The sequence below is a fragment of the Streptomyces alboflavus genome (assembly GCF_000716675.1).
GTDB lineage: Bacteria > Actinomycetota > Actinomycetes > Streptomycetales > Streptomycetaceae > Streptomyces > Streptomyces alboflavus.
Genome location: NZ_JNXT01000086.1, coordinates 1 through 26980, shown reverse-complemented (window position 1 = coordinate 26980; position 26980 = coordinate 1). Strand labels below are relative to the sequence as shown.

The 26980-nt window shown below is 71.6% G+C and carries 25 protein-coding genes, 2 tRNA genes, 1 other RNA gene and 3 pseudogenes; 11 read left to right on the top strand and 20 right to left on the bottom strand.

Annotated elements, in window-relative coordinates; all coding sequences use genetic code 11:
• The 7 genes and pseudogenes from OO63_RS38150 to OO63_RS38120 form a co-directional block, all read right to left on the bottom strand.
• Window positions 1-954 (bottom strand): annotated as a pseudogene (locus tag OO63_RS38150) (hypothetical protein); the annotation flags it as partial.
• A 98-nt stretch (window positions 955-1052) separates the two neighbouring features.
• Window positions 1053-2855, bottom strand: coding sequence for an acetate and sugar kinases/Hsc70/actin family protein (locus OO63_RS45765; RefSeq protein ID WP_030363598.1), 1803 nt, complete (start codon window positions 2853-2855; stop codon window positions 1053-1055).
• 2 nt (window positions 2856-2857) lie between these two features.
• Complete coding sequence (locus OO63_RS38140; protein WP_030363599.1) at window positions 2858-4414, bottom strand: hypothetical protein; 1557 nt, start codon at window positions 4412-4414, stop codon at window positions 2858-2860.
• A 268-nt stretch (window positions 4415-4682) separates the two neighbouring features.
• Window positions 4683-4770, bottom strand: a tRNA-Ser gene (locus OO63_RS38135).
• Between the two features lie 48 nt (window positions 4771-4818).
• Window positions 4819-5280, bottom strand: a complete 462-nt coding sequence (gene tadA / locus OO63_RS38130; RefSeq protein ID WP_030363600.1) for a tRNA adenosine(34) deaminase TadA — start codon at window positions 5278-5280, stop codon at window positions 4819-4821.
• 54 nt (window positions 5281-5334) lie between these two features.
• Window positions 5335-5886 (bottom strand): tRNA adenosine deaminase-associated protein, encoded by a 552-nt coding sequence (locus tag OO63_RS38125; protein WP_030363601.1) that lies wholly within the window; start codon window positions 5884-5886, stop codon window positions 5335-5337.
• Window positions 5887-6079: 193 nt separating this feature from the next.
• A complete protein-coding gene (locus OO63_RS38120; protein WP_030363602.1) occupies window positions 6080-6277 on the bottom strand; it encodes a hypothetical protein in 198 nt (65 codons plus the stop codon).
• A 103-nt stretch (window positions 6278-6380) separates the two neighbouring features.
• Between OO63_RS38120 and upp the strand changes: the two genes are divergently transcribed.
• Window positions 6381-7016: a uracil phosphoribosyltransferase gene (gene upp / locus OO63_RS38115; RefSeq protein ID WP_030363603.1), complete on the top strand. Its 636-nt coding sequence runs from the start codon at window positions 6381-6383 to the stop codon at window positions 7014-7016.
• Window positions 7017-7144: 128 nt separating this feature from the next.
• Here the strand turns inward: upp and OO63_RS38110 are convergent, their stop codons facing one another.
• Both OO63_RS38110 and OO63_RS38105 read right to left on the bottom strand, forming a co-directional pair.
• Window positions 7145-7804, bottom strand: coding sequence for a LytR C-terminal domain-containing protein (locus tag OO63_RS38110; RefSeq protein WP_397622275.1), 660 nt, complete (start codon window positions 7802-7804; stop codon window positions 7145-7147).
• 100 nt (window positions 7805-7904) lie between these two features.
• Complete coding sequence (locus OO63_RS38105) at window positions 7905-8201, bottom strand: type II toxin-antitoxin system VapB family antitoxin (RefSeq protein ID WP_003955420.1); 297 nt, start codon at window positions 8199-8201, stop codon at window positions 7905-7907.
• Window positions 8202-8339: 138 nt separating this feature from the next.
• Here OO63_RS38105 and OO63_RS38100 point away from each other — a divergent pair, with 138 nt between their 5' ends.
• Complete coding sequence (locus OO63_RS38100) at window positions 8340-10031, top strand: helicase HerA-like domain-containing protein (RefSeq protein WP_078619620.1); 1692 nt, start codon at window positions 8340-8342, stop codon at window positions 10029-10031.
• 136 nt (window positions 10032-10167) lie between these two features.
• On the opposite strand, the gene OO63_RS38095 is transcribed toward OO63_RS38100, so the two are convergent.
• Complete coding sequence (locus OO63_RS38095) at window positions 10168-10743, bottom strand: HhH-GPD-type base excision DNA repair protein (RefSeq protein ID WP_030363606.1); 576 nt, start codon at window positions 10741-10743, stop codon at window positions 10168-10170.
• Window positions 10744-10987: 244 nt separating this feature from the next.
• On the opposite strand from OO63_RS38095, the gene OO63_RS38090 reads away from it, so the two are divergent.
• Both OO63_RS38090 and OO63_RS38085 read left to right on the top strand, forming a co-directional pair.
• Window positions 10988-12598 carry an ABC-F family ATP-binding cassette domain-containing protein gene (locus OO63_RS38090; RefSeq protein WP_030363607.1) on the top strand — a complete coding sequence of 537 codons (1611 nt, stop codon included), beginning with the start codon at window positions 10988-10990 and terminating at the stop codon, window positions 12596-12598.
• Between the two features lie 65 nt (window positions 12599-12663).
• Window positions 12664-13209 carry a GNAT family N-acetyltransferase gene (locus tag OO63_RS38085; RefSeq protein WP_030363608.1) on the top strand — a complete coding sequence of 182 codons (546 nt, stop codon included), beginning with the start codon at window positions 12664-12666 and terminating at the stop codon, window positions 13207-13209.
• Here OO63_RS38085 and OO63_RS38080 read toward each other — a convergent pair.
• On the bottom strand, window positions 13185-14204 hold the full coding sequence (locus OO63_RS38080) for a LysR family transcriptional regulator (RefSeq protein WP_078619619.1): 1020 nt from the start codon (window positions 14202-14204) through the stop codon (window positions 13185-13187). The two genes, OO63_RS38085 and OO63_RS38080, sit on opposite strands and share 25 nt — an antisense overlap.
• Window positions 14205-14297: 93 nt before the next feature.
• On the opposite strand from OO63_RS38080, the gene OO63_RS38075 reads away from it, so the two are divergent.
• A complete protein-coding gene (locus OO63_RS38075; protein ID WP_033264861.1) occupies window positions 14298-15299 on the top strand; it encodes a DMT family transporter in 1002 nt (333 codons plus the stop codon).
• Here OO63_RS38075 and OO63_RS47230 read toward each other — a convergent pair.
• Window positions 15236-15946 (bottom strand): annotated as a pseudogene (locus tag OO63_RS47230) (sensor domain-containing protein); the annotation flags it as partial. The gene OO63_RS38075 and the pseudogene OO63_RS47230 overlap by 64 nt on opposite strands.
• Before the next feature lie 177 nt (window positions 15947-16123).
• Complete coding sequence (locus tag OO63_RS38070; protein WP_051811614.1) at window positions 16124-17068, bottom strand: LysR family transcriptional regulator; 945 nt, start codon at window positions 17066-17068, stop codon at window positions 16124-16126.
• A 260-nt stretch (window positions 17069-17328) separates the two neighbouring features.
• On the opposite strand from OO63_RS38070, the gene OO63_RS38065 reads away from it, so the two are divergent.
• Window positions 17329-18762: an MFS transporter gene (locus OO63_RS38065; protein WP_033264863.1), complete on the top strand. Its 1434-nt coding sequence runs from the start codon at window positions 17329-17331 to the stop codon at window positions 18760-18762.
• Window positions 18763-18998: 236 nt separating this feature from the next.
• Window positions 18999-19451: a hypothetical protein gene (locus OO63_RS38060; protein WP_051811612.1), complete on the top strand. Its 453-nt coding sequence runs from the start codon at window positions 18999-19001 to the stop codon at window positions 19449-19451.
• A 76-nt stretch (window positions 19452-19527) separates the two neighbouring features.
• On the opposite strand, the gene OO63_RS38055 is transcribed toward OO63_RS38060, so the two are convergent.
• From OO63_RS38055 to OO63_RS38035, 6 genes are all read right to left on the bottom strand, one after another.
• Entirely contained in the window at window positions 19528-19953 is a 426-nt protein-coding gene (locus OO63_RS38055) for a PIN domain-containing protein (protein WP_030363615.1), read from the bottom strand.
• Window positions 19950-20228, bottom strand: coding sequence for a hypothetical protein (locus OO63_RS38050; RefSeq protein WP_030363616.1), 279 nt, complete (start codon window positions 20226-20228; stop codon window positions 19950-19952). Before OO63_RS38050 ends, OO63_RS38055 begins: the two co-directional genes overlap by 4 nt.
• Before the next feature lie 511 nt (window positions 20229-20739).
• Window positions 20740-21432: a hypothetical protein gene (locus OO63_RS46200; protein WP_169786662.1), complete on the bottom strand. Its 693-nt coding sequence runs from the start codon at window positions 21430-21432 to the stop codon at window positions 20740-20742.
• Between the two features lie 867 nt (window positions 21433-22299).
• Window positions 22300-22689, bottom strand: a complete 390-nt coding sequence (locus tag OO63_RS38045; protein WP_030363617.1) for a hypothetical protein — start codon at window positions 22687-22689, stop codon at window positions 22300-22302.
• A complete protein-coding gene (locus OO63_RS38040; protein ID WP_030363618.1) occupies window positions 22683-23120 on the bottom strand; it encodes an ATP-binding protein in 438 nt (145 codons plus the stop codon). Before OO63_RS38040 ends, OO63_RS38045 begins: the two co-directional genes overlap by 7 nt.
• Window positions 23121-23166: 46 nt before the next feature.
• On the bottom strand, window positions 23167-23574 hold the full coding sequence (locus OO63_RS38035; RefSeq protein ID WP_030363619.1) for an NUDIX hydrolase: 408 nt from the start codon (window positions 23572-23574) through the stop codon (window positions 23167-23169).
• Between the two features lie 107 nt (window positions 23575-23681).
• Between OO63_RS38035 and OO63_RS38030 the strand changes: the two genes are divergently transcribed.
• On the top strand, window positions 23682-24470 hold the full coding sequence (locus tag OO63_RS38030) for a GntR family transcriptional regulator (RefSeq protein ID WP_030363620.1): 789 nt from the start codon (window positions 23682-23684) through the stop codon (window positions 24468-24470).
• A gap of 181 nt (window positions 24471-24651) precedes the next feature.
• A pseudogene (locus tag OO63_RS47895) lies at window positions 24652-25022 on the top strand (tyrosine-type recombinase/integrase); the annotation flags it as partial.
• 100 nt (window positions 25023-25122) lie between these two features.
• Here the strand turns inward: OO63_RS47895 and OO63_RS38025 are convergent.
• Window positions 25123-25210 (bottom strand) — tRNA-Ser (locus tag OO63_RS38025).
• Between the two features lie 120 nt (window positions 25211-25330).
• Between OO63_RS38025 and ffs the strand changes: the two genes are divergently transcribed.
• Together ffs and OO63_RS38020 are read left to right on the top strand one after the other, a co-directional pair.
• Window positions 25331-25429: signal recognition particle sRNA small type (gene ffs / locus OO63_RS43000), an RNA gene on the top strand.
• Between the two features lie 110 nt (window positions 25430-25539).
• Window positions 25540-26980: DNA polymerase III subunit gamma and tau (locus tag OO63_RS38020; RefSeq protein WP_033264860.1), on the top strand; the 1441-nt coding region annotated here is incomplete at its 3' end.

Genomic DNA, 26980 nt, shown 5'->3' with positions numbered 1-26980 from the left:
CCATCGTCCCCGCCCCCGCACCACGCCCGGCTCCCCGCCCCGCACCCCTGACAACGCCCTGGCCCGCACCCCGGCTCGAACCCCGTCCCGAACCCCGGACGGATCCCCACCGGACGGAGCCCCACCCGACAGCCCCCCACCCGACTCCACCCCGTCCGACACCACCGCCCCCGTGAACACCATCGGCGGCGCCACCCGCTGCCCCCGGTGCACGACCGCGGGCCGCACCACGAACAGCACCGGATCCCAGGCCACACAGCCGGGCCACAACTCGCAGTCGACCCCCGCCCCGGACGGCGCGCCCACGCCCGACGGCGCCCCGGGCCGCCCGTCGGCCCACCCCAGCGACACCGGATCCCAGGAGAACTCCACCTCCGCCTCGGCGACGGCACCCCGCAGCGCCACCTTCGCGGCCTCCCACGAACCACCCTCGGCCCCCACGACCTCCGCACTCACAGCAGACACGACAGACGCAGCAGGCACGCCAGACGCAGCAGACACGGCAGGCATGCCAGGCGCAGCAGACACGCCAGGCGCAGCACTCTCACTACCGCCCGCCCTCTCCACCCCACTCACCCCACTCACGCCACTCACCCCACCCACCCCCAACACCCTCCGAATCAGCTCCCCCACCCCCCACGCCTGCTCCCGTGCCCCGCGGGCCCCCTCCGTGCCCGCCTCCCAGGCCAGCAGCCACACCTGCTGGAGGTCGTCCGCGACGTCGAGGGCCCGGCGGCGGGACTCGTCGAGCACGTCACCGCCGCCGGAACCGCCCGTGGCGAGGAGGTCGCGGATGTCCTCCTCGTGGCGCTCGACGTCGTCGCCGAGGTCGCGTACCGCGGCGGTGAGCGCGTCGAGGCGGGCGAGGACGCCCGGGAGGACGGCGTCGGCGTACCCACCGCTCTCGCGGACGCGCTCGCCGTCCTCGTCGCGGTTTCCCCTTCGGGAGAACATCCGGATCGCCTCCCCGTCAGCCGAAGTTCGAGTCCTTGCGGAGCTCTCAGAGCCCTCAGAGCCCTCGGAGTCCCACGTCCCACGCGGCCGGAGCGCACTCAGAACTCGGGATCGAGGTCGAGCGTCGCGTCGGCCGCCTTGCCGTCGTGCCGGTTGACCGCGCGGACGGTGATCTCCGCGCGGCCGAAGGTCAGGTGGATGTCGACCTCGCGGTCCTCGCGCGGCAGGTGCATGCAGGTGCTGAGGTCGACGGTGAGGTGGCCGATGCGCTTGGCGGGCGCCGTGTCGTAGTAGCGGGGGTCGGGGGCGTGCGTGGCGTAGAACTCGACGGTCATCAGGGGCAGGTCGGCCCGGATGGGCACCACGTTCCGGTGGGCCACCTCGTGGCCGACGCCGACGCGCTGCCCGATGGTGACGAACCGCAGGAAGCGGTCGGGGCAGAAGTGCCGCCCCTCGTCGTTGGTCTCCAGGGGCCGGTCCTGCGCGCCGTCCTCGTCGTCGTACGGCTCGGAGACGCGGGCACCGTACGTGTAGAGCGCGCAGCGTTCCGAGATGTCGGGCCCGGTCCGGCGCGCGGCGGTCGCGGCCCCGGCGCCCTGTTCGCCGTCCTCGCGGACCGCCGAGGCATAGCAGCGGTGCACCGCCCCGTGCAGCACCGCCCGCTCGGGCCGGTCCGGGGTGAAGACCCGCCCCCGCTGCCCGACGTGGGCCCGTACGCGCTCGCGCAGATAGGGCGACTTGGAGAACCCGCCGACCAGATACACGTCGGGACGGCCGCCCCCGGCCGCCTCCACCGCCCGCGCCACGTGCTCGTCGACGAGCGGCAGGATCCCGCCGACCGCCGACTCCAGGAGGCCGGCCATCTCCTTGGGCCGGACGACGATCCGGTCCCCCTTGCCGCCCTGGACCTCGCCGAGGTGGCGCAGGTCCTCGGGCGAGAGCAGCCCGTGCAGCCCGTCCACACGCAGCGCCACGCTCTCGCGGGAGCCGACCGTGAACGTGTTGCGGTGCGTCTCCCAGTCGCCCAACAGCTCCTGGAACTCAGCCCAGTGATGGCGGGTCAGCCGCTCCAGGTTCGTCTGGTCGAGGAACCGGCTGCCGAGCACGTCCTGGATGAAGCTGTTCGTCGTGTACGTGGCGCCGAACGCACCCCCGGAGGGGCGCCCGAGCTGTGCGAGGGAGCCGTCCCCGAGCACCTCGTACGCCACCACGTCGACCGTGCCGCCGCCGCAGTCCGCCACCACGAACCGCCGCCCCGGCCTGCGGAACGCGCTGAGCAGCGCCCGCACCGGGCCGGTCGGCGTCAGCTCCTGGACGGCGCAGTACAGCGCGGCCATGTCCGGCTCGGGTTCGAGCAGCAGCGCGTCGTGCCCGGACGGGAAACCGGCCGTGCCCGCGGCCTCGCGCATGGCGCCGAGCGCTGCCTGGGACCAGATGGCGGGCACGGTCAGGCACCACCGTATGTCCGACTCGCGGTAGCGGCCCCCGGCGGTGATCTCGGCGACGGCGACCTCCCGCAGCCGGGCGAGGTACGCGGCGATCAGCGGCACGGGCCGTGACAGGTCGTCGGAGAGGGCGCGGGGCACGCGGCTGCCGGGGGCGGGCCGTGAGGGGTCGTCGGAGGGGCGCAGCGACATCTTCATGCCGGTGACGAGGCGGGAGCCCGGCGGGCGTTCGGCGCGCACGGCCGGGTACCCCCAGGCGAGCACGGTGTCGGAGCCGTCGAGGAGCAGGGCCGAGCGGGTCTTCGGATAGCGCTTCTCGGTGGTCCCGGGCCACTGCTCCCGGTCGACGATGTCGCGCCGCCGTGGGTCCGCGCCGTCCCGGGTGACGGCACTCCAGGCGTACCCGCTGGCGTGCGTACCGAAGTCGATGGCCGCCGCCACCCGAAACCGCGCCATCGTCAGCCATCCTCCCCCTTGCCCGGGCCCGGCGCACCGCTCCGGCCCCGCACGTCGTCGTCATCGCTGTCGTCGTCGCTGTCGTCTTCGCCGAGGAGCCTGCGGCGGTTCTCCTCCGCCGCGATGCCTTCGGCGGAGGCCCGCAGCCCGGCCGCCTCGGTGCCGAGCTTCAGCGAGTCCAGGACGGGCAGCAGTCCGCGCACGCGGTCCAGATAGGTCTGGCGTTCCGCGCGTGTGCCGGGCGTGGGCAGGTGCAGCGCGCGGCGGGCGGTGATCAGGGCGGGCTCGTCGAGTCCGGCCTCCTGGTACGTGGCCGCCTGCTGGATGAGCGCGTCGGTCTCCGCCTTGAGGCCCCGGTCGACGGAGACGTCCAGCATCGCGGCGGTGCCGAGGGCGGCGGCGCGGGGCAGCGGGTCGAGGGAGCCGTCGAGCCGGGCGTGCAGCTGCGGGTCGTGCCCCGCCGCCACGTGGAACCACTCGGCGATCACGGCGGCGACGCCCGCGGCCACCGTGGCGATCTGCGCCTGGACCGCGTGCCGCTCCCTGCCCGCCTCCGTCGGCAGCGCGGGGAACGGCAGCGAGAGCCGCACCGCGGCGGGCACGAGGGGCGAGAGCGCGTCGAAGGTGCCGAGCCGCCGCGGGACTTCGGGCAGCGTGGCGGCGGCGGAGGCCTCGCCGTAGAGGTTCCAGGCGACGATGTCGACGCGGGTGCGCCAGCCCTCGGTGATCTCGCCGTGGACGAGCACCACGGGGTGCGCGGCGAGCACTTGGCGGATCAGGTACAGGTCGGTCTCGTGCCGGTTGAGCGGGCGGCGGAACAGTCCGGGCACGCCCGCCATCAGCTTCGGGCCCGGCAGCTCACGGAGCGCCTCGCGCAGGTGGGAGTCGAACTCGGCGTTGACCGGGTCGATCCGCGCTTGCGGGTCGCTGGCGCGGAAGAAGGGGGCGGTGATGAGGGCGGGCAGGGTGCCGTTGCGGGTCTCGGCGGTGATCTGGGCGCTCACCTGGTGCGGATAGACCAGCGCGAAGGGGGTGTGCTCGCGGTGGTGGGCGGCGTCGGCGAGCGCCTGGTTCAGTTCGTAGTCGACCTGCGCGCCGTGCGACCGCTCGTCCTTGCGCTGGTGGTGCTCCCGGTCGGACTGCTCGCGGCGCAGGCCCGCCTTCAACTCGATGCGGCCCCGTGCCAGTTCGTCCGTCAGGCGGGCGTGCCGCTCGGCGAGCCTGGCCGCCTCCTGCTGGAGCCTGCGCTCGTGCTCGCGCTGTTCCTCCGACCACTGGCTCGGGGGCACCGTGACGGTGGAGTGCGGTGGCAGCAGGTCCACTTGGGAGGACGGCGAAGGCGACGGGCCGCCCTTGCCGGTGGCCGCGGCGGCGTGCTCGCGCTCGTCCCGGGCGAAGTCCCGCAGCCTGCGGTCGTGGATCTCGAGCCGCTTGGTCTCCTGGCGGGCGCTGTAGATGTCGACGGCGGCCTTGGGCAGACCGCCGATGGCGTCCGCGACGCCCCGGGCGACCTCCTTGGCCGTGTCACCGAGGCTGCGGATGAAGTTCAGGATGCCCATGGCCGTACGTCCGTCCGGTGCGGGTCGGCTGACTGTGGGCGCCCTACCCGTGACCGCTCGGCGGAATGCCTGATTCTCCCGGCGCGTCACATAAAACGAAGAATTGATTGCTTGTGATGCCGTCCGATCGCTTGTGCGTACTTAGTGCGAAGCGTTCCGCTTCACCGGTCGCCGGGAGCGGGGCGGACGGGGCGTACGGGGCGTCGGGAGCGTGGACCGCACGCGAAACACCCCGCCGGTCCAGTTTCCTGGACCAACGGGGTGTCTGTGGCGGTAGCGGAGGGATTTGAACCCTCGGTGACTTGCGCCACACTCGCTTTCGAGGCGAGCTCCTTCGGCCGCTCGGACACGCTACCGAGAGAGATCCTAGCCCAAGGTGGGCCGTGGACCGAAATCCGTTTGGACTACCCCTCGGCCGCCGGGCCGCCGCGGTCCCGGGAGCGGGCGAAGAAGTCGGTGAGCAGCCGCGCGCCCTCCTCGGCGAGCACTCCCCCGATCACTTCGGGCCGGTGGTTGAGGCGCCGGTCGCGCAGCAGGTCCCACAGGGAGCCCGCGGCCCCGGCCTTGGCGTCGCGGGCGCCGTAGACGACGCGTTCCAGGCGGGACTGCTGGAGCGCGCCCGCGCACATCACGCACGGCTCCAGGGTGACGACGAGCGTGCAGCCGGGCAGCCGCCAGCCGCCGAGCCTCTCGGCGGCCCTGCGCAGCGCGAGGATCTCGGCGTGCGCGGTGGGGTCGCCGCCGGCCTCGCGTTCGTTGTGGCCGGTGGCGAGCACCGTCTCGCCGTCCGCGGCGAGCACGACGGCGCCGACGGGCACGTCACCGCCCCGGACGGCCCGTTCGGCCTCGTCCAGGGCGAGTCGCATGGGCGCCCGCCAGCGCTCTCGTACCGGATCCGGGAGTCGTGTCACACGGTGAACCTAACGGACGGTCTCGAGGACCTCCGCGGCTCCGAGGATCTCGGCGATCTCGTTGAGCGCGTCGCCGCTCTCCAGGGCGAGCAGCTCCTTCTCGGAGATGCCGAGGTCGCCCAGGATCGCCCTGTCCCCGAGCGGCCCGGAGGGCACGGTCTCGCCCGCGGCGTCCGGTCCTTCGGAGTCGTCGGAGCTCTCGGACTCGCCGTCCTCGGTGCCGTCGAGGTTCAGCGACTCCAGGGCGTCGTCCTCGTCGTCCGGGTCGCGGCCCAGCATCTCGTCGGTGAGCAGGATCTCGCCGTAGGCGCTGCGGGCGGCGGCCGCGGCGTCGGAGACGTAGATCCGCGGGTCCTCCTCGCCGTCCACACGGACGACGCCGAACCAGGCGTCTTCCTGTTCGATGAAGACGAGGACTGTGTCGTCGTCGGCGCCCGTGATGCCGGCGGCGGCCTCACGGGCCAGGTCGGTCAGATCCGACAGGGTCTCCACATCGTCGAGCTCCGTGTCGCTCGCTTCCCACCCGTCTTCGGTGCGCGCGAGCAGTGCGGCGAAGTACACCGTGACTCTCCCACTGTTCATAGGCGCCGGTTGGGGGTCCCCCCGGCGGACGTCGGCGGCGGGAGTGCTGTTCCAAGCCCCGCCCACTCGGAATCGTGGCAGAAACAACGGCTTCAGGAGAGGTCTTCGGACCGCTGTGTCCGCGTCGCGTTGCGAATCACATGCCGCTTCGGTGCCGCGGCCGCCCTCACGGCTACCAGCGGAACGTACGCATACGCATCGCCTGCCGCAGTCGGGCCGCCCGTGCGCGGCGTGGTGTCACCCGGGCCCGCAGCTCGCGGGCCTCGGTCAACTCGTGCAGGAACTGGGCGCGGCGCCTGCGCCGCTCGGCTTCCGTCTCGCGTCGCCTGCGTCGCTCGGCGTCGCTCTCGCGCGCTTCCCGGTCGGGCATAGGCCACACCACCCCAGTTCGTACGTCCACCTTCCCCCCGTGGCCGGGGTTGATGCCAGCGCGGGGGGATCAGGGGGCCGCTTCGCCCGGTTACTGTTGAACAATGCGGATCCACGTCGTCGACCACCCGCTGGTGGCGCACAAACTCACCACGCTGCGCGACAAGCGCACCGACTCCCCGACCTTCCGGCGCCTGGCCGACGAGCTGGTCACCCTGCTCGCGTACGAGGCCACCCGGGACGTGCGCACCGAGCAGGTCGACATCGAGACCCCCGTGGTGGGGACGACCGGCGTCAAGCTGTCGTATCCCCGGCCGCTGGTCGTGCCGATCCTGCGCGCCGGTCTCGGCATGCTCGACGGCATGGTCCGGCTGCTCCCGACCGCCGAGGTCGGCTTCCTCGGCATGATCCGCAACGAGGAGACGCTGCAGGCGTCCACGTACGCGACCCGGATGCCGGAGGACCTCTCCGGCCGCCAGGTCTACGTCCTCGACCCGATGCTGGCCACCGGCGGCACGCTGGTCGCGGCGATCCAGGAGCTCATCAAGCGCGGCGCGGACGACGTGACCGCCGTGGTCCTGCTCGCCGCCCCGGAGGGCGTCGAGGTCATGGAGCGCGAGCTCGCGGGCACGCCGGTGACGGTCGTGACGGCGGCGGTGGACGAGCGCCTCAACGAGAACGGGTACATCGTGCCGGGCCTCGGCGACGCGGGCGACCGCATGTACGGGACGGCGGAGTAGCCCTCCGGGCACACGGACAGGGCTTACTCGGACGGGGCCTACTCGGGCAGGGCTTACTCGGGGCCGGGCTTACTCGGACGGGGCCTACTCGGACAGATCGGACAGAACTGCTGGGCCGCCTTCGGCGCTCAGCAGTTCTTGCCGTCGGACCGCTCCGCCTTCGCGGGCTTCGGGGCGGGCGCGGCGAGTGCCGCCAGGGCCTTGTCGGCGTCCTTCTTTTTCGCCAGGTCCTTGAACTGGGAGCCGAGGATCAGGTCGACCTCGCCGCCCTTGCGGGCGTCCGTCTGCTTGGCGGCGCCCTTGAGCTGGGTGGCGAGCACCGGCAGCGCGGTGTCGGCGGTGGACTTCGCGCCGAGCACTATCCCCGGGCCCTCGACCTTCTTGTCGAACGCCTTCGTCGCGTTGCCCACGTCGCCGATGGTGAAGCCGCGCTTCTTCAGCTCGGCGGCGGTCTCCTTGGCGAGGCCGCCGCGCTTGGTGGCGTTGAGGACGTTGACCTTGACCTGGCGGGGCTGGGGGAAAGCTTTCGGCTTGGTCTCGCGCGCCGCGTCGGCCGTCCTCGGTGCCGTCGCGCAGTCCTTCGCCCCGCCCGCCGCCGACGCCTTGTCGTCGCCGGAGAACACGTCGATGAGCTGGAGGCTGCCCCAGCCGAGCAGCCCGAGCACGGCGAGGGACGCGACGACTGCGAGCACGATCCGGCGACGTCCGCTCGGGCGGCGCATTCGCGGGTATTTGTCCCCCGTGATGCGGTATTTGCCGCCCATGCCGGGGGGAGTGAGCATGCTCATGGGCGCAGCGTAGTGCCGCGCGGCGGTGATTCCTACTAAATGATCATTGCCCGGTGCCAAGGCCAACCCGAAAGGGCCAACGCGGGCCGGGGGCCCGGGCTCAGCCCAGTTCGAGAACGCGGGCGTGCAGCACCTGGCGCTGCTGGAGCGCGGCGCGGACGGCGCGGTGCAGCCCGTCCTCCAGGTACAGATCGCCCTGCCACTTCACGACGTGCGCGAAGAGGTCGCCGTAGAACGTGGAGTCCTCGGCGAGCAGCGTTTCCAGGTCCAGCTGGCCCTTGGTCGTCACGAGCTGATCGAGGCGGACCGGGCGCGGCGCGACGTCCGCCCACTGCCGGGTGCTTTCCCGGCCGTGGTCGGGGTACGGCCGGCCGTTTCCGATGCGCTTGAAGATCACACGGAAAGCCTACCGGTCAAGGCTCTCCGGGCGCAGCCATGGCGGCCGAGTGCGACCCTGGGAAATGACGCCGTAAACCGGGACAAACCCGGAACTCTCAAGCCGGGAGCAGGGGCCGAAGTGAGCGACAGCCAGCCGATGCCGTCCACACCCGATGGCGGAAACCACCCGAACGAGTCCGTGTCCGACCCCGCGCTGACGCCGTCCGCGTCGTCTGAGCCGTCCGCGTCGTCTGAGTCGGCCGCGTCGGCCGCGCTTCCCCCGGAAGCCGCCGCGATCGCCGCCGGGTACGCCTTCGAAGGGCCCGCCCTCGACCTCGGCGCCCTGCTGTGGGACGGCCAGTGCCTCCCCGGCGCGCAGGTGCGCATCCCGCTGCCGATGCTCAACCGGCACGGCCTCGTCGCGGGCGCCACCGGCACCGGCAAGACCAAGACCCTCCAGCTGATCGCCGAGCAGCTGTCCGCCCAGGGCGTGCCCGTCTTCCTCGCCGACATCAAGGGCGACGTGTCCGGGATCTCCGCGCCCGGCGAGGCGAACGACCGGGTCACCGGGCGGGCCGGGGACGTGGGCCAGGAGTGGGTGCCGCGCGGGTGCCCGAGCGAGTTCTACGCCCTCGGCGGGATCGGCACCGGGATCCCCGTGCGGGCCACGATCACCAGCTTCGGGCCGGTCCTGCTCTCGAAGGTGCTCCAGCTGAACCAGACGCAGGAGCAGTCGCTCGGCCTGATCTTCCACTACGCCGACCAGAAGGGCCTCGAACTCGTCGACCTGAAGGACCTGCGCGCGGTCGTCGCCTTCCTCACGTCGGACGAGGGCAAACCGGAGCTGAAGACGGTCGGCGGTCTGTCCACGGCGACCGCCGGGGTCATCCTGCGGGCGCTGACGGCGTTCGAGGCGCAGGGGATGGGGGACTTCTTCGGGGAGCCGGAGTTCGACACGCGGGAGCTGCTGGGTGCGGGTGCCGGGGCCGGGGAGTCCGGTGCCGGTGCCGGACCGAATGCTCCCGGCCTCGTATCCGTACTCGAACTGCCCTCCGTGCAGGACAAGCCCGCCCTCTTCTCCACCTTCCTGATGTGGCTCCTCGCCGACCTGTACCACGACCTGCCCGAGGTCGGGGACGTGGACAAGCCCAAGCTCGTCTTCTTCTTCGACGAGGCCCATCTGCTGTTCAACGGCGCCTCCAAGGCGTTCCTGGAGTCCATCACGCAGACCGTGCGGCTGATCCGGTCCAAGGGCGTCGGCGTCTTCTTCGTCACCCAGACCCCGAAGGACGTGCCCGCCGACGTCCTCGCCCAGCTCGGCAACCGCGTGCAGCACGCCCTGCGCGCCTTCACACCCGAGGACGAGAAGGCCCTCAAGGCGACCGTCCGTACGTTCCCGAACTCCGCGTACGACCTGGAGGAGACCCTCACCGGCATCGGCACCGGCGAGGCCGTCGTCACCGTGCTCAGCGAGAAGGGCGCGCCCACGCCCGTCGCGGTCACGCGGCTGCGGGCGCCGCAGTCCCTGATGGGGCCGATCCCGGCGGCGGACCTGGAGCGGGCCGTCCGCGATTCGCCGCTGTACGGGCGGTACGCGGAGGCGGTGGACCGGGAGTCGGCGTACGAGCGGCTGAGCGCGCGGGAGGCCGAGCGGGCCGCCGCGTCGGCGTCCGCTCCGGCAGAGGCTCCGCGTCCGGCCAAGCAGAAGGCGGCGCCGAAGGAGAGTGGGGGCGTCGTCGAGCAGGTGATGGGCAGCGGGATGTTCAAGTCGCTGCTGCGGTCGATGGGGACGCAGATCGGCCGGGAGATCTCGCGGTCGGTCTTCGGCACGGCGAAGCGTAGGCGGTAGTCGGGTTCGACAGAGTCCGCTGCGGTACGGGAGTGCCCCGAAGGGGCGCGGGGAACTGCGCGACCAGCCACGATCACGCTGCAGGTGGACGACGGCAGAGTGTGGCACATCCAGTGGAGCGCTTGGCCCCGGGCGGCTAGCCCTTCGCCGCCGCCTTCATCTCCTGCTTGTGGGCGCGGACCTTCTGCAGCGACTCGGGTCCCGTGATGTCCGCGACGGACCGGAACGCCTTCGGCTCCCCGTACGCCCCCGCCGCCTCCCGCCAGCCCTTGGGGTTCACGCCGAGCTGCTTGCCGAGCAGGGCGAGGAAGATCTGGGCCTTCTGCTTGCCGAAGCCGGGCAGCTCGTTCAGGCGCCGCAGCAGCTCCTTGCCGTCGGCCGCGTCCCGCCAGACGGCCTCCGCGTCGCCCTCGTAGTGCTCCACGAGGTACTGGCACAGCTTCTGCACGCGCCCGGCCATCGCGCCCGGGTAGCGGTGCACGGCGGGCTTGGCGGAGAGCAGCTCGACGAAGGCGTCCGGGTCGTACGCCGCGATGTCGTGGGCGTCGAGGTCGTCCGCCCCCATCCGCTGGGCGATCGTGTACGGGCCCGCGAACGCCCACTCCATGGGCACCTGCTGGTCCAGGAGCATTCCTACGAGCGCGGCCAGCGGGCTGCGGCTCAGCAGCGCGTCGGCCTCTTCTTGCTGGGCGAGGTGCAGGGTGGCGTCCATGGGGCGATCATCTCGCGGTGGCGGGGGGTTCGCAGGGCGACGTACCGGAGGGGGCGTACCGGCGATGGGGGCCACGCCGGAAAAAACGGGCGCGCCGGAAAAGGCGGTCGCGCCGGAAAAGCGGGTGCGGGCGCGTCCGGCCGCCGCCTAGCCTGGGACGCATGTCTACGCCCCGCATCTCCTAGCCAGGACACACGCCTCCACGTCACCCGTGTGTCCTTTCGCCCTTGCGGAGCGTTTCCTCATGCTTTCTGTACGTGACGTCGACCTGCGCGTCGGCGCCCGGACCCTGCTGTCCGGCATCTCCTTCCACGTGGGCCCCGGCGACCGCGTCGGCCTGGTCGGCCGTAACGGAGCGGGCAAGTCCACCCTCCTGAAGACCCTCGCGGACCCGGCCCCGACCGGCACCGGCGCCATCACCCGCACCGGCTCCCTCGGCCACCTCGCCCAGGACCCGGCCGCCGCCGACCCCGCCGCCACCGTCACCGACCGGATCCTGTCCGCGCGCGGCCTCGACGCGGCGGTGCGCGCGCTCCGGGACGCCGAGGCGGCCCTGGCCGACAGCGCCGACAGCGCCGACAGCGCCGACGGGCGGGCCGCGCTCGCCGCCTACGCCCGCGCCGACGACGCCTTCCAGGCCCGCGGCGGCTACGCGGCCGAGGCCGAGGCCGCCCGGGTCGCGGCCGGGCTCGGACTGCCCGACCGGGTCCTCGGGCAGCCGGTGGGCGAGCTGTCGGGCGGGCAGCGGCGCCGCGTCGAACTCGCCCGGATGCTGTTCGCGCGCCCCGACACCCTGCTCCTCGACGAGCCCACCAACCACCTCGACCGGGACTCGGTGGAGTGGCTGCGGGCGTTCCTGCGCGCGTACCCGGGCGGAGTCGTCCTGGTCAGCCACGACGTGAAGCTGCTCGCCGACGTCGTCAACCGCGTCTTCCACCTCGACCCCGGCCGCGCCGCCCTCGACGTCCACAACACCACCTGGCCCGCCTACCTCGCCCAGCGCGCCGCCGACGAGCGCCGCCGCACCCGGGAGCGCGCCAACGCCGAGCGGAAGGCGACCGCCCTGCGCACCCAGGCCGACCGCATGCGCGCCCACGTCGCCACCGCGACCGCCGCGAAGAACATGGCGCGGCGCGCCGACCGGCTGCTCGCGGGCACCGAACCCGCGCGGCGCGGCGAGAAGGTCGCCCGCATCCGGCTCCCCGAGCCCGCCCCCTGCGGCCGCATGCCCCTCGGCGCCGTCAGCCTGGAGAAGGCGTACGGGACCCTGAAGGTCCTGCACGGCGTGGACCTCGCCGTGGACCGGGGCAGCCGCCTGGTGGTGCTCGGGTTCAACGGGGCCGGGAAGACGACGCTCCTGCGGCTCCTCGCCGGGCGCGAGACGCCGGACGCGGGCCGGGTCGTGCGCGGACACGGTCTTCGCGTCGGGTACTTCGGGCAGGAACACGACACCCTGGACGGGGAGTCGACCGTACGGGAGAACCTCGCGGCGGCAGCGCCAGGACTGACCGACGGCGAGGTGCGGCGGGTCCTCGGGTCGTTCCTGTTCGGCGGCGACGACGTGGACAAGCCCGCCAAGGTGCTCTCCGGCGGCGAGAAGACGCGGCTCGCGCTGGCCGGACTGGTCCACTCCGGCGCCAACGTGCTGCTCCTGGACGAGCCCACCAACAACCTCGACCCCGCGTCCCGCGACGAGGTCCTCGCCGCCGTCGGGACGTACCCCGGAGCGATCGTGATGGTCACCCACGACGAGGGCGCCCTCGACGCCCTGCGCCCCGACCGGGTCCTCGTGCTGCCCGACGGCACCGAGGACCTGTGGAGCACGGAGTACCGGGAGTTGGTGTCCCTCGCCTGAGGTCACCCGGACAGTGGTGGGAAAAGCGCGCGCCGGGCGTGCGGGACCTGTGTTTCCATGCCCGGATGAGCGATCGCCGCGCAGGTGCCCAGGCCGTGGACCCTCTCGTACGGGAGCGGGTCCCCGCCGACCTCGACGCCTGCGTGCGCGTGCTCGCCGACGTGCACGCGGGCGACGGCTACCCCACCAACTGGCCCGCCGAACCGGCCGCCTGGCTGACGCCGTCCGGCCTGCTCGGGGCCTGGGTGGCCGAGGCCGACGGGGACGTCGTCGGGCACGTCGCGCTCTGCGGTCCCGGCGCGGGCGACGTGGCGCCCGGGATGTGGGGCGGGCGGGTCGGCCCGGCGGGCGAAGGGGCCGCCGTGGTCAGCCGGTTGTTCGTGGGGCCGGGGGCGCGGGGGCGCGGCATCGGCGCGGTGCTCCTCGACCGGGTGGCGGGGGCGGCGCGGGAGCGGGGGCGGTGGCCGGTGCTCGACGTGGTGGCCACGGACGCGGGGGCCGTGGCGCTGTACGAGCGGGCGGGCTGGGAGCTGCTCGGGGTCGGCGAACAGCGGTGGAGCGCGCGGCAGACGGTGCGGGTGCGGTGCTACGCGGGGCCGGAACCGGGGTGAGCCGAGGTGGCCCCACCCGCCCCACCGAACCCACCCGCCCCACCGGACCCGCTCACCCCGTCCACCCCACCGAACCCACCCGCCGCCTCCGCCGCCGCGTCCCGCAGCGCCCCCAGGAACGCCCGCAGCACCGGCCCCTCCGGCGCCGTCGCCCGTACTGCCGCCCAGATCGACCGCACCGGCTCCGGGTCGACGACCTCGCGCACGACCCACCCCGGGCGGCCCTCGTCCGTGCCCGGCGCCGTGACCAGGCCCATCTCCGGCACCAGGGCGACACCCACCCCGGCGGCCACGAACCCCTGCGCGGTCGCGTAGTCCCCGCTCTCCACCACGAAGTCCGGCGTGAACCCGGCCGACCCGCACGCGTCGAGGACCGCGTCCAGGCACGGTCCCGGCAACTCGCTGCCGACGAAGGGCTCTTCGGCGAGGTCGGTGAGGCGCAGCTCCGTGCGGGCGGCGAGGGGGTGGGTCGGCGGCAGCACCGCGCGGTAGCGGTCGTCCAGGAGGTGGACGAAGCGGAGGCCGTCGACCGGGGGCGCGTCGTGGCGCCGGACCACGAGGGCCACGTCCGTGCGGCCCGCCTTCACCTCGGGCAGCGGGTCGTCCGGGTCGGTGAGCCGCAACTCGGCCCGTACGCCGGGGTGTTCGCGGCGCAGCCGGGCCAGGGCGGGCGCGGCGACGCGGGCGCCCGCGGTGGCGAAGTACCGTACCGAGATCCGTCCCGTACGACCCGTGCGCAGATCCGCGAGGGCCGTCTCCGCGTGGGCCACGTGCCGGCCGATGGCCGTCGCGCAGTCGGCGAGGAGCAGCCCGGCGTCCGTGGGCCGCACCCCGCGTCCGGTGCGCTCCAGGAGCGGGGTGCCCGCCTCCTTCTCCAGAGCCGCCATCTGCTGGCTGACCGCGGACGGGGTGTAGCCGAGGTTCCGGGCCGCCGCGGTCACCGAGCCGCTGGTGACGACCGCCCGCAGGATCTGCATGCGCCGCATGTCGAGCATGCGGCCAGCGTACGCCCAGAATGCAGCAGAGCTTAAGGCTGCCTTGGAATCTTTTCGCTTGTCTTACGAATGGGGCGGGGGCACCGTCGAGACATGCGCATCGCCGTCCTCGCCCTGCTGTGGGGCTCGAGTTTCCTGTGGATCAAGCTGGCCCTGGAGGGCGGCCTGGCGCCGCTGCACGTGACGATCGTGCGCTGCGCGCTCGGCGCCGCCGTGCTCCTCGTCCTCGCCCGCTCGGCCCGCCAGCACCTGCCGCGGGGCCGCCGCGTCTGGGGGCATCTGCTGGTGGCGGCCCTGTTCTGCAACGCGCTGCCGTTCCTGTTCTTCAGCATCGGCGAGCAGACGGTCGACTCGGGGGTCGCGGGCGTCATGAACGCCACGACCCCGCTGTGGTCCCTCGGGCTCGGGTTCCTCCTCGGTACGGAGCGGGGGCTCGGCCCGAAGCGGCTCGCCGGGCTCCTGCTCGGCTTCGGCGGCACCCTGCTGATCTTCGCGCCCTGGCAGCAGTCGGGGCTCACGAGCCCGGGCGCCCTCGCCCTCCTCGCCGCCGCCGTCAGCTACGCCGTCGCCTTCGCGTACATGGCCCGCCACCTCATCGGCCGCGACACCCCACCGCTCGCCCTCTCCGCCGCCCAACTCCTCGCCGCCACCGGCCTGACCACGCTCGGCCTGCCCGCGAGCCCGCACACGGAGTCGGCGCCGACCCTCACCGGCGTCCTCGCCGTCGTCGTCCTCGGCGTGTTCGGCACCGGACTCACCTTCCACCTCAACTCCCGCCTCATCGCCGACGAGGGGCCGACCGCGGCGGCCACGGTCGGCTATCTGCTCCCGGTCGTCTCGGTCGGCCTCGGCGCGCTGGTCCTGGGGGAGGAGGTCGGCGTACGGGTCATCGCCGGGATGGCGGTGGTCCTCGCGGGGGTGGGGCTGACGCGGGTCGGACCGTCCCGGTCCCGGCCGGACGCTCACCTGCCGAGCAGCGAGCGCACCGCGGCCCGGTCCACACCGGTGAGCGCGCGCACGACCAGCGGCGTCAGCAGCACGAGCAGCCAGCCGACGGCGCCGACTCCGGCGACCTGCCACGGCGACTCGATGTAGTACGCGTGGTGCTCGCCGCCGGACGTGTAGTCGAAGAGGCGGTATCCCGGCCAGTCGGTGTAGCGCGCGAACACCCAGGAGTACGCGGGGAACAGCGCGACGGCCCAGCCGGTCACCCACAGCGTCACCGCCACCACGAAACTCGTCACCCGCCACGGGAACATGACGACCTGGAACACCAGCGCCCGCCACCCCGCCCCGTCCCCGACCCGGGCCAGCGCCCGCGCCCAGACCCCACCGTCCCTCACCCGCACCGCCGCGGGCTCGGCCACCTCGACCCCGAGCTGCTCCCGCGCCCGCCGCCGCTCCACCGCGCCGAGGCCGCGAGCCCCGGCCAGCATCACCGCGAACACGGGCAGCCCGAGCAGCGTGACGGCGAGCCCCGCGCCCAGCGAGAACAGCGTGACCGCGAAGACGAACCCGGCGACGGCGATCGGCAGCGAGACCAGGGTGTACCCGAACTCGCGGAAGGTGACGGCGGCGAAGGGCGCGCGCCAGAAGGTGGGGCGCGGGGACGCGGGCCGTGGGGACGCGGGGCGCGGGCAGGTGACGCGCTCCGGGGCCGGGTCCGGAGCCGCGGACCAGGCAGGGGCAGGGGCGGGGGCAGGGGCGTGGGCAGGGGCGTGGGGGAGCGTGTCGATGGTCATCAGGGGGCCTCGTCTTCGTCTCTTCGCCCGGCAGGGGACGTACCGTGCTGACATCCCCAACTCTGCTGCGGCCGCGCCCGCCAGGGCATAGGGGGAGACGGTGTCCGGGGGTGTACCCAGCACCCCTCTTCGCCCCTTCCTCCGGCACGGCACGGCACGGCGCAGTGACGTGCGGTGCTACGCGGCCCCCGCCAGCCGGACGCCGCCCGCGACCGCCGTCCCGGCCGAACCGGCCGAACTCCGCGCCACCTTCAGCGCGGCCCGTGCGAACGCCCGCACCGCGCCGGTGCTGTCGCCGACGCGCCAGACGAGGCCGTAGCCGACGGGGGCGGCGTCGTCGAAGGTGAGGTAGGAGACGCCGGGACGGGCGTAGTAGGTGGCGGTGTGCGCGGCGGTGAGGAAGGCGCCCTTGCCCGCGGCGACGAGCATCAGGGCCTCCTGCACGTTGGTGACGGCCGGGCCGCGTGCGACGGGGCGGCCCGCGGGGGTGTGCGCGGGGACCTGGTACTCCTGCCGGTACGCGGGGAGTTCACCGGCGACGCTCAGGAGCGGCACCTCGGCCAGGTCCTCCAGCGAGACCCGCCGACGGGCGGCGAGGGGGTGCCCGGACACGACGGCGAGCACCCGCTCCTCCGTGAGCAGCGCGGGCCCCTCGCCCAAGTCTTCCTCGCACACGGGCAGCTCGGTGAGCTGGAGGTCGAACTCGCCCTTGCGCAGGGGCCCGTACGGATCGGACAGCGGCACTTCGCAGAACTCCACGTCGAGTTCGGGATGGGCGGCGCGCAGCGCGTCGGCGGCCCGCATCACGAGCTCCCCGGCCGGAGGGCCGGAGAAGCCGACGTGCAGCACCCCGCTGACGCCGCGCGCGGCATCGGCGGCCTTGGCGAGGGCCGCGTCGATCGCGCGGTGATGCGGCTCCAGGTCCGCGCGGAGCTGCCGGCCGAGGGCGGTGAGGCTGACCCGACGGCTCGTACGGACGAACAGCAGGGCGCCTACGCGCCGTTCGAGCCGCTGCACGAGCTGGCTCACCCGGGCCCGGGACAGCCGCATGCGCTCGGCGGTGCGACCGAAGTGCAGCTCCTCGGCGAGGATCAGGAAGCACTCCAGCTCATCGCGGTCCATGGACGTCACACCGGTCCTCCGCATCGGTAGGCCTGATCGGTGGCCCTGATCAGTAGGCCTGATCGGTAAGCGTGACTGAACGAACGTCGCGATCTTCGCCGTTGTTCCCCCTGCCCGGCTGATCGAGGGTGAGGGAGCGGGTGACAGAGCGAGGGCGTCCCGCCCTCACCCCACCCCACCGACACACCACCGGGACACCACCGGACTCCACCGACACACCACCGGACTTCACCGAGGAAGCGCAGGGCCGAGAAATGCAGATGAGCGGGAGAAACTGGGGCGTATTGCTCGTCCTGTGCGGGGCGATCTTCCTTGAGGGCATCGACGTGGCCATGCTCAACGTGGCCCTGCCGTCGATCCGCGCCGAACTCGGCATGTCCACCGGCGAACTGCAGTGGGTCATGAGCGCCTACGTCCTCGGCTACGGCGGCTTCATGCTGCTCGGCGGGCGCGCGGCCGACCTCTTCGGGCGCCGCCGCATGTTCGTCTTCTGGCTGTCCGTCTTCCTGCTCTTCTCGGGCCTCGGCGGATTCGCCACGGAGGGCTGGATGCTGATCGCCGCGCGGTTCGTCACCGGCGTGGCGGCGGCCTTCATGACCCCGGCGGGTCTGTCCATCATCACGACGAGCTTCGCGGAGGGTCCGCAGCGCGACCGGGCACTGCTCATCTACTCCGGTACGGCGGCGGGCGGCTTCTCCGTCGGCCTGGTCGTCGGCGGGCTGCTCACCGCGGTCGACTGGCGCTGGGTGTTCTTCGCCCCGGTCGCGCTGTCCGCGGTCATCCTGGTCGCCGCGCTGGCGCTGGTGCCGAAGTCGCCGCGCCCGGAGCGCGCGGGGCAGGGCGTGGACCTCGGGGGCGCGGTCACGGTCAGCGCGGCGATCGTGCTGCTCGTCCTGGGCGTCGAGCGCGCCTCGCACACGGGCGTCGGCTGGACGGTCGGCACGCTCGCAGCGGGTCTGGCCTTCCTCGCGGCCTTCGTGGCGGTCGAGCGCCGCGTCGCGCACCCCCTGGTGCGCCTCGGCATCCTGCGCCGCGGTTCGCTGGTCCGCGCCAACGTCGTGGGCCTGCTCTTCGCCGCCGGCTTCTTCGGCTTCCAGTTCCTCGTGGTGCTCTACCTCCAGGAGCTGCGGGGCTGGTCCACGCTGGAGACGAGCTTCGCGATGATCGTCATCGGAGTCGACGCGATCCTGTCGCCCACGCTCACCCCCAAGCTGGTGGACCGGTTCGGCAACGCCCGGGTGATCTTCGGCGGCCTGCTCCTCGCGGCACTCTCGTACGCCATGTTCCTGCCGGTGGGCGCCGACTGGACGTACCCGATGATGCTCCCGAGCCTGATCATCCTGGGCCTCGGCTTCTCCCTGGCCTACGGCCCGCTCACCATCGTCGCCACCGAGGGCGTCGAGGAGTCGGAACAGGGCCTGGCGGGCGGCCTCCTCTACACGTCCTTCCAGTTCGGCGCGGCCCTCGGCCTCTCCGGCGCCACAGCGGTGAACGTCGCCGCCACAGACTCCACCACCCCCGCGGCCCTCCTCGACGGCTACCAGGCGGCCCTCACGGTCCCCCTCGCCACCGCCCTGCTGGCGGTGACCGTCGGCGCCTTCGGCCTCCGCGGCCGCTCCCGCGCGACGGCCACGCTCCCCGCGCCCGCGCCCGCGGCCGGGCCGACGGCGGACGCGAACCGCGTAGGCACCTGAGCGGCTTTCCGGAAGTCCTGCCGGAAGTCCTGCCGCAAGTCCTGTCAATGACGGGCCGGGAGCCAGAGGGTTGCCCCCGCTTGTCCGGTTGGGGGCCGGTGTGTCTCCCGGAGGACGCGGTCCTGAGCGTCCCGACAGCGTCCCGACTTCGTCACAGTGGCTTGTTCTCGCCTGACGTGATGTCGCGTGGTTCGTAGGGTGATCACCCCATCCAGCTGCTTCAACTGAGAGGGAACATGCCTCAGATCAGCGCATTCTCCACCGACCGGCACCGCTCACGCCGTGCGCGTCGCACCGTCGCCGCCCTGGTCGGCGCGGCCGCCCTGGCCGCGCTGGGCGCCGTAAACGCGCCAACTGCCACGGCCGGCCCCGTGCCGCCCGGGGGCAGCTCGTGGGACCACGTGTGGTCGGGGGCCGGCGTCAAGGTCTACGTGAAGGAGCGCGGAGACATAATCTCCGTGTGCGACACGGCCGCGAACGGTCACTCGGCCTGGACGACGGTGGACCGTCTGAACCCCGACATCGAGGGCTACAAGATGTACGCCCGCGGCGGCAAGGGCACCTGCACGTCCCACTCGGCCGCCGAAGGCGGCAGGTACAACCTGGCGGAGGGCGGCCAGTACACCCTCAACTTCGAGGGCCGCGGCGACAACGGCGGCTCGGTCGCGGGCTTCATCAACGACCACTGAGCATCGGCGTCCCGGTGGCCCGGGCACGCGTGCCCGGGCCGCACGGGCGGACGGCGTGTGTGCCCGGAGCGCCAGGTCATACCTTCTTGACGACGATCGACTTCGGAACCAGTAGCTCGAGGTCGGCCACGTCGGAGGTGAAGACGGTGACCTGCCCCTTCTGTTGTCGCGCGATGACGGCGAGGACGGCGTCGATCGCGTACTTGTGGCCGTGCAGCTTCGCGTCAGCCAGGAGACGGCGGGCCTGGCGCGCCTCGTCCGTCCCGATATCGGCGACCTTGAGCCTGGAGAGCACCCAGTCCCAGCGCTGCTCGGTGGTTCTGCCGTCGTACGCCTCGACCAACGTCATCGGAGACGTCACCACCTCGGCTTCGCCTCGGGCCGCGAGGTCGATCCAGGCGATCATCTTCCGGTCGCCTCGTACAGCCAGGGACAGGGCTTCGCAGTCGAGTACGAAGACGCGCAGTGGCCGCTGCCTTGGCTCCCCGGCCCGCTTCTTCACGCCGCCTCTCCGGCGTCGTGCTTGCCGGCGGTGTGGCGGCGCTCGTGCTCGGCGTCGAGATCTTCCAGTTCCTCGAACGCTGCCGTGCGCTCGTCCCCACTGAGAGGGCCGTGCTCCTCCTGCAGCCAGTCGGACAGCTCCCGCAGCCGGTCGCGGTCCCGCTTGAAGCGCAGCGCCTCGGCGACGTACGCCGACAAGCCCCGTTCCGCCGCCTCCCCGCGGATCTCGTCCAGGAGATCCTCGGGGATCGTCACCGTCACCTTCTTGGTAGCCATACAAGAGACCATACTCTTGGTGTTGTCCCCCTTACCAGGCGCATGTCACGGGCAGAGGGGAATTCCGCGGTCGACCGAACAGCGGACCCGTTCAGGGCACCCAAGCCCCAGCCTGAGCCGCAAGCCGGTCGCCGGGGGAGCGGCAGGTCGGCCAGGCGCTCTGGGAGCCGCCAGGGATCGACCGAGACGGACAGGCACTGGCGGAGGATACGAGATTCGAACTCGTGAGGGGTTGCCCCCAACACGCTTTCCAACTGTGGTGGTCCCGACAGCATCGGACGCGGCCGTTCACCTGTGTTCATGGGCGGCCGGTGGTGAGAGCGGTTACCGGCTTTGGGCTCACATGAATGGCAGTGAACGGCCCTGACTGAGACGGAAGCGCCCCCAGCGTCTGAGCCTGATCCGGGTCTGCTGGCGGGCGAGACGGTCTCAGCGGGGCTGCTTCGTTTCACCCCCTGCTGCCCCCCCACGCAGGGCTACATGCAGAGGTAGCTCATACAGAATTGGCTGTTCAGTCCCCCGACAACAGTGCGTCATACATTTCGCTCCGCCACGCATGTGATGCGTCCTGCCAAGAGGGTTCGACGGGAGCGACGTCGCGCACGAAGTCGCGCATAAAGTGACACCACTTACCGCGCTTGCGAAGCCCTTCTTCTGCGATGACCATAAGAGCGGCTCGGGGGAACTTCTTCTTTTTCGCAGCCAGGCGATCACAGGAATATATGGACAGGGAAAAAGTCGCGTCTATCGCTGTCTGTGCCTCTAGGCGCGTCGGGCTGTATCCGCCGTGAACTACTCGGTGCCGCAGGCGATAGCACGTATGAAACCAGTTAGCGACGGGCCCCGCGCCGTCGAGAGCCCAGTTGCCGCCAAGCAGCTCAGAAAAGTTCGACTTGACTCGGCGGGCTAGACGCCCTTCAGCAAACACGTCTGCTACTTCCTCTGGATTCTTTCCCGACTCCCAATATAGGAGCGACAAGAGACCATCAAGCAAAACCTCACTTGCGGTATTGCTCAAGGTGACCGCAGCCCCGTACTTTCCGTCTCGGTATAGCGCGGTGCGGGCCTCAACGAAGCGCTCTTTCCAGAGAAAGAACGGATTTCCCTGGTCCAGCATATTCATGCAGTATTCTATGCGGCCAGCATGCTCGGCTTCGAGCTCATCGCCAGCAGGGAAATCGGAGATGTTGGCGTGGTCTAGCATTGTTACCCCTCCGTCTTTCCATTCAGATGCTCTGAACCCCGTCTCTTCGCCATCTTCGGATCTCACAGGAACGAAGTCACCTAGCTGGTACGGGATGAGGGGGCCGACTTTCTCGTAAGTCGGAACCATGCATGGTGATTCGAGGGCCGCACGGTATGAGCGGGTGAAACGTGCAATTTCCTCAATGCAGCGGTTGAGTGGGTCGTATTCCGCTGGAACGTCTTGCGGGCGGGCCCAGCGGTCTGGGACCTCTTGAGCCTCGTCTTGAATGGTGGTCGCGGCAACTGTTGTGTACCGGCCGGTCAGGTCAGACGCATCAAGGAGGCGATCAGTCTACGATTCACCCCTGACCCGCCCGAGAGCCTCGAACGTTGCAGCCAAGGATCCCTGCTGCCGAGACATTCCGTCGGACTGCATAAAGGTGAGATTCACGAACTGTTGAATAGATCCTGTGGACGGATCATGCTCGAAAACTCTATGCCATACATATCCGTCCGGAATTGCAAGTGGTTCTGGCAATGTGATGAAGAACCGCACCAAGCGTGCCGAAGGTATGGAGCCCTGTTCCAAGGTGCCACCTCCCGTAGATACGCATAGTGGCACATGCTCGGGGTTGGTGATGGCTTTTTTGAGGGTGAGGTTGTCGGTTCCTGTGACCTATTAAGCAGTGGCTTTGCAAGAGGTCCGTGGAGCCGACTGCCCCAGCCACGACGTATCCCTTCTCTGAGGTCAGTTGGCCGCTAGCTCTCGTCGCGCGGCCTGGTGGACCGGGCCGGAGCGGGGCGGAGGCAGGAGCGTCGGCCCGGGAGCCGGGCCGCGCGCGGGGAGCGGAGCGAGCCGCCTTGAACCAGTAGAGAAAGTTGTAATTCAGTCGGTCGTGTGGGGCTCGAAGTCGTGTACACCCGCCGGGAGTTCAGGTACCTCGTGGTGGTCCGCGAGGGGCAGGAAGAGCACCGGGTGCACCGTCCACGTGATGCGTGTGCTGGCGTAGGTCACCGACACCGTGCAGGGTTCCGAGCGCAGGAGGGCTCTCCGGGTGTTGATGCGGCTCTCGTAGAGCCAGTCCCAAGTCTCCTTGGGGGCGGCGGGGTTCCGCTCCGCTGTGATGGCTCGTAGGGCTGTAGGGAGCCAGCCGTCTGCCTGTGTCGCGGAGTGCGCGCCGAAGTACGTCGTCACTGTCGGTTGGCCCGACCTCGCGAGGTCCTCCGCCCAGCACTCGCACCAGAACCCGCGGGTCAGGTCGTCGCCGCTCAGCACGGGTGCTCCCCTGGTCCCGGCCGCGGTGAGGTGAACAGCTCCGCCGTCACCGTGTGCGCCCCGTCGCTGTTCCGCACCACCACCCGGTGGGCAAGCGCGCTGACCATGCCCAGGCCTCTGCCGTGCACCGCCTCCTCGTCGGGGTGCTCGACCTTCGGAGCGGTCCCGCCCGCGCCCCCGCCATCCGTGACCGAAAGGGCGATGACCTGGGACGACACCGCCAGAGCCAGGTGGAAGCTGCCCGTGGGCCGGCCACTGGCCGTGTGCAGGATCGCGTTCGCGCTCAGCTCGCTCGCGATCAGTTCGGCGTCCTCCGCGAGGGGCGAGGAACCCAGGATGTCGCGGGTCCAGCGGCGGGCTCGGCTGACCTCTTCGGGGAGACCTGGGCAAGTGAGTCCCCAGACCCGGGCGGTGCTCGTATACTCGTGCATACAAGTTCCTTTGTGCTGCTAGGCCGCCATGTGCAGCGGGTTCGGGCTAGACGAGTTTCACGCCGTCGTGGGCGCGGATGGCCGGTGGGGTCGTCGCGTCGAGCGCGTCCAGGACGCGGATCGCGTACGCCTCGTCGGCGAGTTCGGTGACCTCTTCGCGGGTGGCCCAGCGCAGGGCGCGGGTCTCGGCGCCGGTGGTGGGCGTGCCGTCGGCGGCCTCGCAACGGAAGACCAGGGAGACGATCAAGCCCGTCATGTTCTTGTAGACGCCGGTCAGAGTCGCGGGAAGCGCGATCTTTACGCCAGTCTCTTCGAGAACCTCGCGCTGGAGGGCTTCGGGGATGGTTTCCTCGCGTTCGAGGACGCCACCCGGGGGCTCCCACTGGCCGTTGTCGCGGCGCTGGATCAGCAGGGCCCGCCCCTGGTCGTCGACTATGACTCCGGCGACGCTCACGGAATGGGGGCGGTCAGTGCTCACGTTCCTCGGCCCTCTCGGCTGGCTAGGCTCTCCACCGTAGCAACAGCACTCGCCCACTCGTCTAGATACCTAAAGGAGTACACGTGACCTCACTCCCTACCGGCCACCTCGGCGAGGTCGACCCCACGAGCGATCGTGCGGTCTTCCGGCAGATCGCCGATCAGCTGCGCGAGGCCATTGACCGTGGGCGGTTCCGGGAGGGCGAGAAGCTGCCCTCCGAAGCTGAGCTTGTCGACCACTACGGGGTGTCCCGGATGACGGTCCGCAACTCCTTCTCCATCCTCCAAGGCGAGGGACTGGTCCACGCCGAGCACGGCAAGGGCGTCTTCGTCCGTCCGCGGCCGCCGGTGCGGCGCCTCGCCTCGGACAGGTTCGCCCGGCGCCACCGCGATCAGGGGAAGTCGGCGTTCATCGTCGAAGCGGACGCGGCCGGTAGCCACCCCCAGGTGGACAGCCTGGAGGTGAAGGAGGAGAAGGCCACGCAGGACATCTCCACCCGGCTCGGCTCGGCGCGCAAGGTGCTCGCCCGCAGGCGCCGCTACCTCCTGGATGGCCGCCCCGTCGAGTTCGCGGCCTCCTACCTCCCGCTCGACATCGCACGCGGTACGCAGATCGCCGAGCCCAACCCCGGCCCCGGCGGCATCTACGCCCGCCTCGAAGAACTCGGCCACCGCCTCGACCACTTCGAGGAAGAGATCCGCGCCCGCATGCCCTCGCCCGCCGAGGTCAAGACGCTGCGGCTCGCGTCCGGCGTGCCCGTGATCCATCTGATCCGGACCGCGTACGACACGGAGGGGCGAGCCGTGGAGGTCTGCGACACCGTGATGGCTGCCGACGCGTACGTCCTGTCCTACCAACTGCCCGCCACCTGAAGGGTGATGGGGCGCGAGGCCGTCTTCTGGACTCATCCATCCCAACAGGCATACTCATATAGACGAGTAGATAGGAGAACTGCCTTGCGCACCATCCGTGTTCAGACCGGAGCCCAAGGTCCGCGACCGTCAGACCGGCGAGCGGGCCGCGGACGCCGTCAGCGGCGAGCCGCTCACGACCATCGGCCTGCCCGATCTGGTGATCAAGCTTCTGCGGCAGCACCAGGAGGAGGAGCAGGAGAGGGAGCGGGTCGTGGCCGGGTCCGGCTGGGAGGGCAAGGGGTACGTCTTCGCCTCGCCGGTCGGCGGGCCGCTGGGCCCCAACACCGACTACCACGTGTGGAAGCGCGGCTGCTGCGGGACGCGGGCGTGCCGGACGGGTGGCTGCATGATGCACGCCACACTGCTGCGACCGTCCTCCTGCTGCTCGGCGTTCCGGACGTGGTCGTCGACTCGATCATGGGTTGGGAACCCGGGGGAGCGGCCCGGATGCGCGCCCGCTACATGCACATCACGGGGCCGATGCTGCGGAAGGTGGCGCGGCAGGTCGGGGAGCGCTGTAGGAGCTGCCAGCGGTCGACTGAGACGGGCAACGTCGAAGGGCCCCGCTGCAAGCAGCGGGGCCCTTCGACGTTAGTGCCCGGTGAGGCACTGGCGGAGGATACGAGATTCGAACTCGTGAGGGGTTGCCCCCAACACGCTTTCCAAGCGTGCGCCCTAGGCCACTAGGCGAATCCTCCGCCGCAAACAATACAAGACGCGGAGGGGTGCTCGCGAACGTGTTCCGGTCGCGGGGACCTGGTGCGTTTCTGTCGGGGGAGCGGGCTCGTTCGCACCCCCTGGGATCGGCTAGGGTGGGGGCCAGCCCCTCACGTGGCGCTATCTGACTGAACTCCCCCAGGGCCGGAAGGCAGCAAGGGTAGGTCGGCTCTGGCGGGTGCGTGGGGGGCGCTTTGCGTTCCGGGGCCCGGGGTCGGGGGCGGGGCCGGGCGCGCGGTGGGGCCGGTGGGGGCGGGGGCTTCGTCCGGGGCGGTCCGGGTTGTCAGTGGGCGCCTATAACCTCGTATACGTGTCGTCTCTCGCGCTGTACCGCCGTTATCGCCCGGAGTCGTTCGCCGAGGTCATCGGGCAGGAGCATGTAACCGACCCGCTGCAGCAGGCGCTGCGCAACAACCGGGTCAATCACGCGTACCTGTTCAGTGGCCCGCGCGGCTGCGGCAAGACGACGAGCGCGCGCATCCTCGCCCGGTGTCTGAACTGTGAGCAAGGTCCCACTCCCAGCCCGTGCGGCGAGTGCCAGTCCTGTCGGGACCTGGCCAGGAACGGGCCGGGTTCGATCGACGTCATCGAGATCGACGCCGCCTCGCACGGTGGTGTGGACGACGCCCGTGACCTGAGGGAGAAGGCCTTCTTCGGGCCCGCGTCCAGCCGGTACAAGATCTACATCATCGACGAGGCCCACATGGTCACGTCGGCGGGCTTCAACGCTCTCCTGAAGGTCGTCGAGGAGCCGCCGGAGCACCTCAAGTTCATCTTCGCGACGACGGAGCCCGAGAAGGTCATCGGCACCATCCGGTCGCGTACGCACCACTATCCGTTCCGGCTCGTGCCCCCCGGAACCCTGCGCGACTACCTCGCCGAGGTCTGCGGGCGCGAGGGCATGGCCATCGAGGACGGCGTCCTGCCGCTCGTCGTGCGCGCGGGTGCCGGATCCGTGCGTGACTCCATGTCCGTCATGGACCAGCTCCTCGCGGGCGCCCGCGAGGACGGTGTGACGTATGCCATGGCGACGGGCCTGCTCGGGTACACCGACGGCTCGCTCCTCGACTCCGTCGTCGAGGCCTTCGCCTCCGGAGACGGCGCCGCCGCCTTCGAGGTCGTGGACCGCGTCATCGAGGGCGGCAACGACCCGCGGCGCTTCGTCGCCGACCTCCTGGAGCGGCTGCGGGACCTGGTGATCCTCGCTGCCGTGCCCGACGCCGCCGAGAAGGGCCTCATCGACGCCCCCAGCGACGTGGTGGAGCGCATGCAGGCCCAGGCCGGGGTGTTCGGCGGCGCCGAGCTGAGCCGCGCCGCCGACCTCGTCAACGAAGGCCTCACGGAGATGCGCGGGGCCACCTCGCCCCGCCTCCAGCTGGAACTGATCTGCGCCCGCGTGCTGCTCCCCGCCGCGTTCGACGACGAGCGCTCGGTGATGGCCCGCCTCGACCGCCTGGAGCGCGGTGGGAACTTCATGGCCGCGGGTCCGGCCGGTGCTCCCGCCATGGGGTACGTGCCCGGGCCCGAGGCCCACGCCGCGGTGCGGCAGCCGGGCGTCGCGGTGCCGCCGCCCGGTCCGGACGTGCCGCCGGGGGGCGGTGCCGCCGCGGCTCGTGCGGCTGTCCGGGGTGCTGGTGCCGAGGCTGGGGGTGGGGTCGGTGCGCCCGTCGCGGCTCAGTCCGCCCCTGCTCCCGCTGCTGCGCCCACACCCGCCCCCGCCGCCCCGGCCGCCCCGACCCCCGAAGCCCAGC